General features: G+C 58.6%; 13 protein-coding genes. 4 read left to right on the top strand and 9 right to left on the bottom strand.

What is annotated here, in order from left to right; translation table 11 throughout:
* Nucleotides 1-2: 2 nt before the first annotated feature.
* The 4 genes from J5441_05195 to J5441_05180 are packed head-to-tail and all read right to left on the bottom strand — an operon-like array spanning nt 3 to nt 2,315.
* Entirely contained in the window at nt 3-452 is a 450-nt protein-coding gene (locus J5441_05195) for a GNAT family N-acetyltransferase (protein MBO4934542.1), read from the bottom strand.
* Between the two features lie 42 nt (nt 453-494).
* Nucleotides 495-1,268 (bottom strand): hypothetical protein, encoded by a 774-nt coding sequence (locus J5441_05190; protein ID MBO4934541.1) that lies wholly within the window; start codon nt 1,266-1,268, stop codon nt 495-497.
* Nucleotides 1,265-1,957: an ABC transporter ATP-binding protein gene (locus J5441_05185; protein MBO4934540.1), complete on the bottom strand. Its 693-nt coding sequence runs from the start codon at nt 1,955-1,957 to the stop codon at nt 1,265-1,267. Before J5441_05185 ends, J5441_05190 begins: the two co-directional genes overlap by 4 nt.
* 1 nt (nt 1,958) lies before the next feature.
* Nucleotides 1,959-2,315, bottom strand: coding sequence for a GntR family transcriptional regulator (locus J5441_05180; GenBank protein ID MBO4934539.1), 357 nt, complete (start codon nt 2,313-2,315; stop codon nt 1,959-1,961).
* Nucleotides 2,316-2,617: 302 nt separating this feature from the next.
* Between J5441_05180 and J5441_05175 the strand changes: the two genes are divergently transcribed.
* Nucleotides 2,618-4,336, top strand: a complete 1,719-nt coding sequence (locus tag J5441_05175) for a carbohydrate-binding domain-containing protein (GenBank protein ID MBO4934538.1) — start codon at nt 2,618-2,620, stop codon at nt 4,334-4,336.
* A 219-nt stretch (nt 4,337-4,555) separates the two neighbouring features.
* Here J5441_05175 and J5441_05170 read toward each other — a convergent pair whose 3' ends face one another.
* The 3 genes from J5441_05170 to J5441_05160 form a co-directional block, all read right to left on the bottom strand.
* Entirely contained in the window at nt 4,556-5,716 is a 1,161-nt protein-coding gene (locus J5441_05170) for a phosphoglycerate dehydrogenase (protein MBO4934537.1), read from the bottom strand.
* On the bottom strand, nt 5,716-6,792 hold the full coding sequence (gene serC, locus J5441_05165; protein ID MBO4934536.1) for a 3-phosphoserine/phosphohydroxythreonine transaminase: 1,077 nt from the start codon (nt 6,790-6,792) through the stop codon (nt 5,716-5,718). Before serC ends, J5441_05170 begins: the two co-directional genes overlap by 1 nt.
* A 64-nt stretch (nt 6,793-6,856) precedes the next feature.
* Nucleotides 6,857-8,107, bottom strand: coding sequence for a serine hydroxymethyltransferase (locus tag J5441_05160; GenBank protein ID MBO4934535.1), 1,251 nt, complete (start codon nt 8,105-8,107; stop codon nt 6,857-6,859).
* A 128-nt stretch (nt 8,108-8,235) separates the two neighbouring features.
* Between J5441_05160 and nth the strand changes: the two genes are divergently transcribed.
* Nucleotides 8,236-8,862, top strand: a complete 627-nt coding sequence (nth, locus tag J5441_05155; protein MBO4934534.1) for an endonuclease III — start codon at nt 8,236-8,238, stop codon at nt 8,860-8,862.
* Between the two features lie 67 nt (nt 8,863-8,929).
* Here the strand turns inward: nth and nrdG are convergent, their stop codons facing one another.
* Nucleotides 8,930-9,442, bottom strand: coding sequence for an anaerobic ribonucleoside-triphosphate reductase activating protein (nrdG, locus tag J5441_05150; GenBank protein MBO4934533.1), 513 nt, complete (start codon nt 9,440-9,442; stop codon nt 8,930-8,932).
* 156 nt (nt 9,443-9,598) lie between these two features.
* Here nrdG and J5441_05145 point away from each other — a divergent pair, with 156 nt between their 5' ends.
* Nucleotides 9,599-10,477 carry a peptidylprolyl isomerase gene (locus J5441_05145; GenBank protein MBO4934532.1) on the top strand — a complete coding sequence of 293 codons (879 nt, stop codon included), beginning with the start codon at nt 9,599-9,601 and terminating at the stop codon, nt 10,475-10,477.
* 112 nt (nt 10,478-10,589) lie between these two features.
* Complete coding sequence (gene mgtE / locus J5441_05140) at nt 10,590-11,984, top strand: magnesium transporter (protein ID MBO4934531.1); 1,395 nt, start codon at nt 10,590-10,592, stop codon at nt 11,982-11,984.
* A 77-nt stretch (nt 11,985-12,061) separates the two neighbouring features.
* On the opposite strand, the gene J5441_05135 is transcribed toward mgtE, so the two are convergent.
* The gene (locus J5441_05135) at nt 12,062-12,925 is read right to left on the bottom strand and encodes a UTP--glucose-1-phosphate uridylyltransferase (protein ID MBO4934530.1); all 864 of its coding nucleotides are present in this window, start codon (nt 12,923-12,925) and stop codon (nt 12,062-12,064) included.
* Between the last annotated feature and the right edge of the window lie 97 nt (nt 12,926-13,022).

Raw genomic sequence — 13,022 nt, 5'->3', positions numbered from 1 at the left:
TATTACAGTTTCTTTTCAAAGCAGACGGCGTCGGCTTCGCTGTCATAAGGCGGGTATTTTTCCCGCAGAGCGTATCCGTTCCTCAGGTAGAAGCCGATGGCGTGAGAGTTTCCCTCGCGGCATTCCAGAATAAGCCGGGCGTAACCGAGTTCGCGCGCGCGTTCCTCCACCGCGCGCATAAGCGCCGCGCCGGCGCCGACGTGATTGTTCCGCGCGTAAACGCGCTGGACTTCGCCGGTATCGCCGTCGAACCTGCGGACGCCCGCGCAGCAGACGGGCGTTTCGCCATCGTAGCCGACGAGGAAAAACGCTTTTTCGCGTCTGAAATCGTCGAGGCGGATATGCGCCGTTCCGTTATGCCCGAGTATGCTCATCAGCGTGCCGTTCAACTCGTTCAAAAGCATACGGGCGTCAGGCGAATCGGCGTCGGTCTTTACAAAAGAAAAACTCATGCGGGTCCCTTTCTCTGCAGCCGTTCGGCTCGCGCGCCGCGTTCAGTCGACGTTGATCTTTTTGAGATAGAGTTTTTTGCCTATCCACGCGAGCAGCGCGCTGAGCGCGACGTAATAAGCGGTCAGCGCCGCGCCGAGCTTCCAGAACGAATCCGGCAGCGTAACGGCGCCGGCGGTGAAGAGCGACTTCACCGCGGGATCGGCAAGCCCCCAGAGCAGAACGAGCAGCAGGGCGACGATCCCGCCGCCGATATAGATCGCGACGGTGAACAGAACGGATTTAAGCGTGCGCGAGCCGTCGAACGAATAGCCGATAATCGTGCCGACGATTCCCGCGATCAGCAGGAAAAGCGTTTCAAGAAGTATCAGCGCCGCGGCGAAAATAACGTTTTTCAGCCCGGCCGAAGTACCGATCACAGTCTTTATCGCATCCATCGCCCCGGTGCCGAGTAGCAGGAAATACACGCACAGCACCGCAAATACCACGCTCGCCGCAACCGCGATAAGCGCGGAAACCAGATGCGAGCGGTAAAGCTTCGCGCGCGGCAGAGGCAGGGTGTGATACAGATACGATTCGTCCTTATACGACGTGTGAGTGAAGCGGATCCAGCAGCGGATAAGCATATTTATCACGGTCGAAACCGCCATCGAGATCGCGATCCCGAAAAAGAGCCGGTTGATAAAAAGTCCTACCGTCGAATCCGTGACCGGATCGGTCAGGCGGCATATGATAACGGATACGGCCGCGAACGCCGCGTAGTACGCGGGGAGCTTTACGTCCCAGAGAAGATGGCGCTTTATCAGATTTTTCATCATTTTACCGTCCTCCTGAAAATCTCGTCTATCGAGGCGTTTTCCCTCTCGCGCAGCTCGTCCGCGGCGCCGGAGAGCGCGACGACGCCGTCCCGGATAATCACGACCTCGTCGAGGATGCGCTCGACCTCAGCGATCATGTGAGTGGAAATTATCAAGCTCGCGCCGTCGCGGAAATTCGACAGGATCGTGTCGAGGATCGTTTCGCGCGTCGCGGGATCGACGCCGCCGAGCGGCTCGTCAAGAATATAGAGGTCGGCTTCCCTGCTCATCACCAGGATGAGCTGCAGCTTTTCCTGCATACCCTTGCTCATTTTGCGTATGCGCATTTCCTCTTTCAGATCGAGCTCACGCAGAAGCTGACGCGCGCGGTCCGCGTTGAAGTCGGCGTAGAACTCGCCGAAAAAGCGCAGCGCGCCGGATATCTTCATATCGCGGTCGAGGTAGGTGCGCTCGGGCAGATACGATATGCGCGCCTTGCTCTTCTCCCCAATCGGCTCGCCGCAGAAGAGTATCCTGCCCTCGTCCGGCGTGAGCAGATCGTTCATCAGCTTGAAAAGCGTCGATTTACCGGCGCCGTTCTTCCCGAGCAGCCCGACGATGCGGTCGGGACGGATCGAGAGATCCACTCCCTTCAGCACCTCGTTTGTTCCGTAGCGTTTCTTTACGCCTTCGCAGGTTATCCAATCCATATTATCTGTTCTCCTCCCAGAACTGTCGTATTTCTTCGTCGGTCATTCCGATACCCTTCAGCTCGCGCCGCAGACGCTCGAGACTTTCGCGCGCAAGTTTTTCCTTTTCGCGGCGGATATGCGTCTCGTCGAGTGCGACGAATTTGCCGTTGGTGCGCTCCGTGAAAAGCAGGCCGTCTTCCTCCAGCTCGCCGAGCGCGCGCTGAACGGTGTTCGGATTGACCTTCGCCCGCACCGCGAGCTCGCGCACCGACGGCAGACGGCTGCCCGGCGGCAGTTCGCCCGAAACTATCCCGACGCGAAGCCGCTGCACAAGCTGCATATATATCGGACGTTCGTTGTCGAATTCAAACTCCACGCGCTCACTTCCCTTCAGTCTTTGTTCGGGCGGCCGGCCCGCGCTTCACTGTATTACTTAACTAACACAATGATACAACCGTATTCCCGATTTGTCAAGCGTTTTTTTCAAATCCGTTCCACTCGCAAAAACTTTTTTAATAAAAAAGAAGCTTCAAGGTTCATTCAATCTTCGCGGGTAAAATCATAATCAGAAAACAGGAGAGCGGTACGCCGCTTCCCGTTTATAAAAGACCGGCGAACGGTTCAAAAGCGCTTGCGGCGATACGATCCGCGCCGCCGTATCACAAGGAGGTAATAAATATGAAAAACAACAAACGCACGGGTAATCTTTTCAAGAGGATCGCGGCGCTGCTGCTCATCCTCGCCATGACGGCCGCTTTCGCGCTCGTTTCGGGCTGCGGCTCGGAATCCGAAACGGCGGCCGACGGAAACGCGGCGGCGGAATTCACGCTTCCGGACGTTGAAGCGCCCGCCGCGTCGCTCGCCGAGGCGACGGTATACGACGTTTCCGACGCGACGGGCTTCGTATTCTCCGATTCGGAGATAACGGTGACTGACGGCGCTTACGACGGATATAAGATCGAAGGCACGTCGCTGTCGATAACCGCCGCCGGCACCTACGTCGTTTCCGGCTCCTGCTCCAACGGCACGATAGTAGTCAAGAAGAACGTCACCGGAGTCACGCTCGTGCTGAGCGGGCTCGACCTCTCCGCCTCCGCGACCGCGCCCATCACCTGCAACAAGGGCAGCGAGGCGCGCATCATCGCCGCGGAAGGCACGGTCAACAACCTTGCGGACGACGAATTCAACAACGACGACGTCTACACCGACGAAACGCTCTATCCCGACATAGAGAACGCCGTCATCAAATGCAAGGACGGCTCGAACGTCACCATATGCGGCGCCGGAACGATAAACGTCACCGCGAACGGCAAAAACGGCGTCAAGGGCGGCTACGATCTCTACGAAGAAGACGAAAACGGCAACGCTACCGACAAGCTGCTTTCGGAAGCTTCGCTGACCGTTAAAGAGGTAACGCTCAACATCACCGCAATGGCGGGCGACGGACTGAAATCCGACAAACTGCTTAATATCCTCTCCGGCAATATCACAGTCGCCGCGGCCTCCGACGGAGTCAAATCCGACTACGTCATGAACATCGGCACGAAGGGCGTCGACGGCCCGACGATAACCGTCACGAAGGCGGAGGAAGGCGTCGAAGCGGCAACGATCAACGTCTGGTCCGGCAGCGTAAACGTCAGCGCGTCCGAAGACGGCATCAACGCCGCGAATTCCGATCTTGAAAACTACGCCTACAGTTACAACCAGTTCGGCGGCAGCGTCGTCGTCGACGTGACGGGCGGCGACGGCATCGACTCCAACGGCACGACCTACCTGCTGGGCGGCACGCTCGAGGTGTACGCGCCCTCGCAGGGCGACGGCGACCCGCTCGATTCCGACAGCGGCACCTATTTCGGCGGCGCGACCGTTCTCGCGGTCGGGCATACCGGGATGGCGCAGAGATACAACGCCGCGACTCCCTACGCTGAATTCAGCGGCAGCGGACTCGTCTCCGCAGGCGGCGAGATCAGGATAACCGCCGCGGACGGCAGCGTCCTCTATACCGCGAAAGCGGTGCGCGACGCAAGCAGCGTGCTCTTCTCAAGTCCGGATCTGACATCCGGCGAGACCTGTACGCTCAACGGCGGCGCGACCGCGACGGCGGGATACTCCTCTAACGGCGGAGGTCGCGGCGGCTTCGGCGGCGGACAGCGCCCCGACGGAAACAAAGGCGAACGCCCCGACGGCGGACAAACCTCCGACGGAGAAAAACGCGAGCATCCGGACGGCGGACGGCGCCCCGACGGAAGCGGAACGGACTTCCGCGGCAGCGGCGAGACGCCTCCCGAACTGCCCGACGGTGAAACCCCGACTGCTCCTCCCGACGGCGAAACGCCCCCCAGCCCTCCCGACGGCGAAGCGATGCCGGACTTCCCCGATGAAGGAACACACGCTTGACGATAGTTTTCCCTCCACGCTTCGGCGCGGTATCAGCCGAAGCAAAATAAATATCCCCCCCCGTTTTACGGGGGGGATATTTATTTACAGTCTTGCGTCAGATACAACCCCGCCGTCTTTTTGCCGCGCAAAAAAAGGACGCCTCCCTCATTTGAGAGAGGCGTCCTGTTGTTTCCGCTTTGCCCGGGGGATCCCTCGGGATGACGGCGGTTGCGGCGCTTATTTGATCACTCTTACTCTCACGATCTGCGGGATGGCTTTGATCGCTTCGACTACGGAGTCGTCAACGTCGGAGACGATGTCAAGGATCGTGTAGGCGATATCGCCGCGCGACATATTCGACATATGCTCGATGTTGATGCCCTTCGCCGCGAAGGTGGAGGATATCTGCGAGATGATATTCGGCACGTTGGCGTGGATGACGCAGACGCGGGTGCCGCCGGCTCTCGGGACGTTCACCGTCGGGAAGTTGACGGAGTTCTTGATGTTGCCGTCCTCGAGGTAGTCGCGGAGCTCCGCCGCCGCCATGACGGCGCAGTTCTCCTCGCTCTCCGGAGTGGAGGCGCCGAGGTGCGGGATCGCGACGACGTTCTTGACGCCGATGAGGCCCGCCGGAAAGTCGGTCACGTAGGAGGCGACCTTGCCGCTCTCCAGCGCCGCCTTCATATCCGCGCTGTTGACCAGTCCGCCGCGGGCGAAGTTAAGGATGCGAACGCCGTCCTTCATCTTCGCGATGCTCTCGGCGTTGATCATGCCCTTGGTGCTGTCGTTCTGCGGAACGTGGATGGTGATATAGTCGCAGGTGGCGAAGATCTCGTCGTTGCTCGCCGCCTTCTCGATCTTGCGGGAAAGTCCCCACGCGGCGTTGACAGAAAGATAGGGGTCGTAGCCGCAGACCTGCATGCCGAGGTCGTGGGCGACGTTCGCGACCATGACGCCGATCGCGCCGAGGCCTATGACGCCGAGCTTTTTGCCGTATATCTCGGGGCCGACGAAGTTGCTCTTGCCCTTCTCGATGACGGCTTCGGTCTCGTCGTTGTTCTCAAGCGTGTTCGCCCAGGCGATGCTGTCGGAGATCTTTCTGGAGGCGAGCAGCAGGCCGGCGACGACCAGCTCCTTGACGGCGTTCGCGTTCGCGCCGGGGGTGTTGAAGACGACTATGCCCTGCTTCGTGCAGCGGTCGATCGGGATGTTGTTGACGCCGGCGCCCGCGCGGGCGATGCACTTGCAGTCCGCCGGGAACTCCGTTTCGTGCAGCTTCGCGGAGCGCACGAGGACGGCGTCGTAGTTCTCGAGCTCTTCGCCGAGGACGTACTTATCGGGAGTCAGGCTCGCGACGCCCGTTTTGGATATTTTGTTGAAAAGCTTGACGTTGAACATTATTTGTTTTCCTCCTCAAACTTCTTCATGTAGGCGGCGAGCTTCTCGCAGCCCTCGACGGGCATCGCGTTGTAGATCGAAGCGCGCATACCGCCTACGAGGCGGTGGCCCTTGAGATTCACGAGGCCTTCGGCCGCCGCGCCCGCGACGAACTTCGCGTCGAGGTCAGCGTCGCCGGTGGCGAAGGTGACGTTCATGATGGAGCGGTCTTCCTTCGCGGCCTTCGGGATGAATATCTCGGAGTGATCAAGCACGTCGTAGATCATCGCGGCCTTCTTCTCGTTGATCTTCTTCATCTCGGCAAGTCCGCCCTTGGACTTGATCCATTCGAGCACGAGCTTGCACATATAGATGGAGTAGCACGGCGGGGTGTTATACATCGAGCCGGCGTCGACGTGGGTCTTGTAGTTCAGCATCGTCGGGACGGAGTCGGGCGCGTTGCCGACGAGGTCCTCGCGCACGATGACGACGGTCAGGCCCGCGGGCGCCATGTTCTTCTGCGCGCCGGCGTAGATAAGGCCGTATTTGCTGACGTCGGTCGGTTCGCTCAGGATGCAGGAGGACATATCCGCGACCAGCGGGATATCGCCCGTCTCGGGCAGCTTCTTGTAGTGGGTGCCGAAGATGGTGTTGTTCTGGCAGATGTGCAGGTAGTCGGCGTCGGGGCGGATGCTGAACTCCTTCGGGATGTAGGAGAAGTTATCCGCTTCGCTGGAGGAGGCGGCGACGGCGTCGCCGAACTTCTGCGCTTCTTTGAACGCCTTTTTCGCAAAGCTGCCGGTGACGCAGTAGTCGGCCTTGCCGTTCTTCGTCATCAGGTTCATCGGCACCATCGCGAACTGCGTGGACGCGCCGCCCTGCAGGAAGAGAACCTTGTAGTTCTCCGGGATGGCCATAACTTCGCGGAGGAGCGCTTCGCACTCGTCGAAGATGGAAATATAGACCTTTGAGCGGTGGGACATTTCGGCGACGGACATTCCGCTGCCCTTATAGTCAAGCATCTCCGCCGCGGCGGTCTTCAGGACTTCCTCCGGAAGCATGGACGGTCCTGCCGAAAAGTTGAATACTCTGCTCATTGTGATCGCTTCTTTCTGAAATTATATTTTGCGCACGCGGTGCGCGTTTTGACTGTTTCGCCGCTTATTCGTAAAGCGGATACTTCGCCGTCAGTGCGGCGACGCGGCTTCTGATCTCGTCCGCCTTCGTTTCGTATTCGGAGGCGGTCAGGTAGATAAGCTCCGCGATCTCGCGCATATCGTCTTCCTTGAAGCCGCGCGAGGTGACCGCCGGAGTGCCGACGCGGATGCCGCTTGTAACGAAGTGGGATTCGGGATCGTTCGGGATCGCGTTTTTGTTCGCGGTGATGTGTACGCTGTCGAGGCGCTTTTCCATATCCCTGCCGGTGATGCGGAACGGGCGCAGGTCGATGAGCATAAGGTGGTTATCCGTTCCGCCGCTGACGAGGTCGAAGCCCTTTTCGATAAGGGCGGCGGCGAGCGCCTTCGCGTTCAGGATTATCTGGTGCTGGTACGCCTTGAACTCCGGCGTGAGCGCTTCTCCGAGGCAGACGGCCTTCGCCGCGATTATGTGCATGAGCGGGCCGCCCTGGGTGCCGGGGAATATCGCCTTGTCGATCGCTTTCGCGAGCTCTTCCCTGCACATTATCATGCCGCCGCGGGGTCCGCGGAGCGTCTTGTGAGTGGTGGTGGTGACGACGTCGCAGTACGGAACGGGGCTCTCGTGTTCGCCCGCCGCGACGAGTCCGGCGATGTGCGCGATATCCGCCATAAGATACGCGCCGACTTCGTCCGCGATGCGTCTGAATTCCGCGAAGTCTATCTTCCGCGGATACGCGGAGGCGCCGCAGACGATGAGCTTCGGCTTGTGCTCGTGCGCGAGGCGGCGTACCTCGCCGTAGTCTATGTAATGCGTGACGGGGTCGACGCCGTAGGAAACTACGTTATAATACTTGCCGCTGATGTTGACGGGCGAACCGTGCGAAAGGTGTCCGCCGTGGTCGAGGCTCATGCCGAGTATGGTGTCGCCCGGCTCGAGCAGCGCGAAGTAGACGGTGGTGTTCGCCGTCGCGCCGCAGTGCGGCTGGACGTTGACGTGGTCGCAGCCGAAAACCTTTTTGGCGCGCTCGATCGCGAGATTCTCGACGACGTCGACCTTCTCGCAGCCGCCGTAGTAGCGCTTCGCGGGATAGCCCTCCGCGTACTTGTTGGTGAGTTCCGTGCCCATCGCGGCAAGGACCGCTTCCGAAACGAAGTTTTCCGAAGCGATAAGCTCGATGTTTTCTCTCTGTCTGTCGAGCTCGGCGGCCATCGCGGCGCCGACCTCGGGGTCGTATTTCTCAACAAATCCGATGGAGTCAAACTTCCTGCTCATTTCACTTTCCCGCTTTCATCCGCTAAAATTTATGCTATTATAATTATACCGCCGTCCAATTCGAATTTCAAGAAAAAAATATTTGCCTTTTATGCCGAATTTTATTATTATATAGACGGGTGGTTTGTATGAATAAACGAAACGGCAAAAAAATAACCGAGCTGCTCAAGGCGGAATACCCCGACGCGGAGTGCTCCCTCGAGTACGAAAAGGACTACGAGCTGCTGATCTCCACGCGGCTCGCGGCGCAGTGCACCGACGCGCGCGTGAACATGGTCACGCCCGCGCTTTTCGCGCGGTACACGTCGCCGCAGGCGTTCGCGGAGGCGGACGTTCACGAGCTTGAGGGGTATATCGAGTCCTGCGGGCTTTACAAGACGAAGGCGACGGATATAATCGAGATGTGCCGCCGGCTCGTCGAGGTCTACGGCGGGAAGGTGCCGGATAATATGGACGACCTGCTCACCCTCCGCGGCGTCGGCAGGAAGACCGCCAACCTCATCCTCGGCGACGTCTACGGCAAGCCCGCCGTCGTCACGGACACGCACTGCATACGCATCTCCAACCGCCTCGGACTCGCGGACTCCAAGGATCCGCGCAAGGTCGAGGACGCGCTTCGCGAAGCGATCGCGCCCGAAGAGCAGAACAACTTCTGCCACCGGCTCGTGATGCACGGCCGCGCCGTCTGCACCGCGAGAAGCCCGAAGTGCGAAGCGTGCGTCCTCTCCGGCGTCTGCGCGAAAAAAGGCGTGTGAACGCGAAAAAGAACGGAAAAGCGCCTCCCAAAAAAATTTTGGGAGGCGCCCTTTTTTCGCAATTCCGTCAGTCTCTGTATTCCTCCGCCCAGACGGCCTTGCCTTCCGCGAGGGATTTTTTCATGTCGAGGATGCGCTGGTTCGCGCTGCCGCGGTAGAGAAGCTCGAGCGAGCGTTCCGCGAGGATGAACGGGCCGTCGACGAGGAAGTCGCATTCGCGCAGCAGCGCGGCGACGTCCGCGTCGGTCTCCGCGACCTTCATTATCTCCTCGAAGGTGTAACCGGTGAAAGCGAAGACGTCCAGCCCCTTCGCGTGCGCCGCCTTCGCGAGCTCGAGGCAGGGTTTCGGCTGATAGAACGGGTCGCCGCCGGAAAGGGTTATCCCCTTCAAGAGCGGGTTTTTATCCCACGTCGCGATTATGTCCGCGGTGTCGTACTCCGTGCCGCCGTCCATCGCCCAGCTCTCCGGATTGTGACAGCCCTTGCAGTGATGCAGGCATCCCTGGGTAAATATGCCGCAGCGGAAGCCCGGCCCGTCGGTTATAGAGTCCGGCACTATGCCGAATATCCTGATTTTCATACTATCACCCCGCTCGTTTGTGATTCTATTTTACCACCCTCCGCGCGGGGTGTCAATACGGCGCAAAATTATTGTAATTTTGTGTTGAATTATTCGGCGAAGCGTGCTATAATTCTTTCATAAAAAATCACTCTGAACGGAGTTGGTGTCTGCCCGATGGGTAAAAGCGAAGACAAAATCAAGTATAAGCAAAACAAAAAAGGTACCGCGCTGATGATAATCGGGATCGCGGTCGTCGTGCTTCTCATAGTGTTCATTTTCTTCGGCACGGCGATCTCCGACTTCGTCAGAAACATATTCGCCAAGGACTCCGGCGCCGGCAGCGGAGACGATATCTCCTCCAGCGCCGTCGACAGCGGCGAAACGAACGATTCCGGCGACGAAACCGACGGCGGAGACCGCACCGGCTATCCGGAGAGTGAAACGCAGCTTTCGCCCGACTATCAGCTCGCCGCGCCTCAGACCGGCGACGATATCGCGATAATCAACACCTCGCTCGGCACGATGAAGTTCAAGCTTTTCCCCGAGAACGCGCCCAAGGCGGTCGCGAACTTCTCCGCGAAGGCGAAGGACGGCTACTATAACGGAAAGTCCTTCATCTGTCTTTATGAGGACGTGCTGCAGTCCGACGGCGATATGGACACCATCTACGGCGAAGACGGCTTCGAAAAAGAGCTGTCGATAAACCTGCACAACTACCTCGGTGCGCTCGGCGCCTGCGTCAACAGCGGCGTCGACACCGATAAGAACTCCAATCAGTTCTATATAGTAACGGTCAACAACGTTCCGAGCGACATACTCGAAGCTATGAGCGGTGAAACGGCGCAGTCGCTCGGCCTCGGTTTCTCCGAGGAAGTCATCGCGAAATACGCTTCTATCGGCGGCGATCCGACGCTCGACGGAAAATTCACCGTCTTCGGCCAGATATACGAAGGCGCCGAAGTCATCGACGCTATAAACGCCGTTCAGGTAGACGAGAATTACAAGCCGCTTCAGGATATAACCATCACGTCCGTCGAAATCGGCAAATATTGATACCGTAATCAACGGCCCCACCGCGCCCGAAGGGTTTTCTACCCTCCGCCGACACGGCGGGGGGATTTTTGTCCTCTTAAATAACGGACCGGTATAATAACTTCAGGGAGGTATGACCATGGAAGAGCTGGAACTCGAAAAAGTGACGGAAGAAATAACCGCGCTGCTTGAAGAAAAGAATATATCCAAGCTCAAACAGGTGCTTACTCCCATGAACCCGGCGGATATCGCAGTCATCTTTCAGGATATCGACGAGGAGAAGCTCCCCTTCCTCTACCGCATACTGCCGAAGGAGCTCGCCGCGGAGGTCTTCGTCGAGATGGACGGCGATCAGCAGGAGTTGCTGATACGCGCCTTCTCCGACCGCGAGCTTCACGATATGCTCGACGAGCTCTATATGGACGATACCGTCGACCTTATCGAAGAGATGCCCGCGAACGTCGTCACGAGGATACTCAAAAACTGCGACGCCAAGACGCGCCAGACGATAAACGAGATACTGAAATACCCGAAGGACAGCGCGGGCGCGCTGATGACCATCGAGTTCGTCTCGCTCATCGAGGGAATGACCGTCGAACAGGCGTTCGAGCGCATAAAGCGCACCGGCATAGACAAGGAAACGATTTACACCTGCTACGTTACCGACCGCGCGCGCAAGCTGAAGGGCGTCGTCACCGCGAAGGACCTGATGCTTGCGGACAGCGGCACGATCGTAGACGACATTATGGAGACGAACGTCATATCCGTCGACACCGTCGAGGATAAGGAAGTCGTCGCCAAGCAGTTCCAGAAATACGACCTGCTCGCGCTTCCCGTAGTCGACGGCGAACAGCGGCTCGTCGGCATAATCACAGTCGACGACGCCATGGACGTCATGGAAGAAGAGGCCACCGAGGATATATCCAAGATGGCGGCAGTCAACCCGCTTGAAGACACCTATTTCAAGACCTCCGTCTTCAAGCACGCACGCAACCGCTTCCTCTGGCTCTTCGTCCTCATGCTTTCCGCGACGGTGACCGGACTGATAATCCAGCATTACGAAGCGGCGATCGCCGCGATACCCGCGCTCGTCGCCTTCATCCCGACGCTGATGGACACCGGCGGCAACTGCGGTTCGCAGGCCAGCGCGATGATAATCCGCGGCCTCGCGGTCGGAGAGATCAAAACGAGCGACTACTTCAGAGCCGTGTGGAAGGAGCTGCGCATAGCGCTGCTCGTCGGGCTTTCGCTCTCGGCCGTGAACACGGTCAGAGTCTTCATTATGTACGGAGCGAGCATCGGCGAACAGAACATCCCGACCTATATGTTCGCGATAGTCACCGCCTGCGCGATGCTCGTCACGATAACGACGGCAAAGTTCCTCGGCTGCTCGATGCCGATACTCGCCAGCAAGATTAAGATAGACCCCGCGCTGATGGCTTCGCCGATGATAACGACGATAGTCGACGCCGTCTCCGTCCTCGCCTACTTCATGATCGTGACGACCATTCTCAGCGCGTACTTCTGATAACGGCGTAATAACGGATATTGAAATAAGAGTCCGCCTTCCGAATCGGAAGGCGGACTCGTTTTTATCCGCTGTTTTCAGTTCACTTTATCTTCAAGAAATCTTCTGAAGTCCGCGCCTATCTCGGGATGCGCGAGCGCGGCTTCGACTACCGCTTCGGCGTAGGATAGCTTGCTGCCGACGTCGTAGCGCCTGCCCTCATACTCGACGGCGACCATGCCTTCGCTCCGCGCGAGCGTCCCCATAGCGTCGGTGAGCTGGCGCTCGCCGTTGACTCCGGGAGGAGTCTGCGCAAGTATGCCGAATACCTCCGGCGGCAGCACGCACCTGCCGAGGACGGCGAATTCGGAAAGTATCTGCTCCGGCCGCGGCTTCTCTATCATATCGCTGACGGCGTATTCCCTCTCGCCGGTCTGTTCGACGGCGAGTGTGCAGTATTTGACTATGTCTTCGCGCGGGACCCTGCCGACTCCGACGACGCCTTTGCCATACCGCTCAAACGCCGCGATAAGCTGCGCGGTGACGGGCGTTTCGCTGACTATCACGTCGTCGCCGTAAAGGACGGCGACCGGTTCGCCCGCGGCGAATTCCTCCGCGCAAAGCACGGCGCTGCCGAGTCCGCGCACGCCCTCCGGCTGCTTGACGAAGCTTATCTTCGCGAGCCGCGAAAGCTTCCTTATCTGCTCCGCGAGGTCGGGGTGCTTTTTCTCTATAGCGTCCGCGAGTTCAGGCGCGGGCGAAAAATGGTCCATTATCGAATACTTGTGTTCGCCGATTACGATCAGTATCTCCTCGACGCCGGAGGCTGCGGCTTCCTCAACTATGAACTGTATCGCGGGCTTGTCCACCAGCGGAAGCATTTCCTTGGGCATCGCCTTCGTCGCGGGAAGCATACGCGTTCCGTAGCCGGCGGCGGGTATGACGGCTTTTCTGACTTTCAACTGCACTACTTCCTTTCAATCGTTCGTTTATATTCTACCACATATTCCCTTTGATTTCAAACATTACTTGAAAATTACGCATTTATGTCGCTGACGT

Source organism: Clostridia bacterium (assembly GCA_017620395.1).
GTDB lineage: Bacteria > Bacillota > Clostridia > Oscillospirales > RGIG8002 > RGIG8002.
The sequence above is the reverse complement of the archived record's forward strand: the minus strand, read 5'-3'. Positions and strand labels throughout refer to the sequence as shown.

Coding starts and splice junctions, on each gene's coding strand:
- J5441_05195 (MBO4934542.1), bottom strand. CDS start 452: ATGAGTTTTTCTTTTGTAAAGACCGACGCCGATTCGCCTGACGCCCGT.
- J5441_05190 (MBO4934541.1), bottom strand. CDS start 1,268: ATGATGAAAAATCTGATAAAGCGCCATCTTCTCTGGGACGTAAAGCTC.
- J5441_05185 (MBO4934540.1), bottom strand. CDS start 1,957: ATGGATTGGATAACCTGCGAAGGCGTAAAGAAACGCTACGGAACAAAC.
- J5441_05175 (MBO4934538.1), top strand. CDS start 2,618: ATGAAAAACAACAAACGCACGGGTAATCTTTTCAAGAGGATCGCGGCG.
- J5441_05170 (MBO4934537.1), bottom strand. CDS start 5,716: ATGTTCAACGTCAAGCTTTTCAACAAAATATCCAAAACGGGCGTCGCG.
- serC (MBO4934536.1), bottom strand. CDS start 6,792: ATGAGCAGAGTATTCAACTTTTCGGCAGGACCGTCCATGCTTCCGGAG.
- J5441_05160 (MBO4934535.1), bottom strand. CDS start 8,107: ATGAGCAGGAAGTTTGACTCCATCGGATTTGTTGAGAAATACGACCCC.
- nth (MBO4934534.1), top strand. CDS start 8,236: ATGAATAAACGAAACGGCAAAAAAATAACCGAGCTGCTCAAGGCGGAA.
- nrdG (MBO4934533.1), bottom strand. CDS start 9,442: ATGAAAATCAGGATATTCGGCATAGTGCCGGACTCTATAACCGACGGG.
- J5441_05145 (MBO4934532.1), top strand. CDS start 9,599: ATGGGTAAAAGCGAAGACAAAATCAAGTATAAGCAAAACAAAAAAGGT.
- mgtE (MBO4934531.1), top strand. CDS start 10,590: ATGACCATGGAAGAGCTGGAACTCGAAAAAGTGACGGAAGAAATAACC.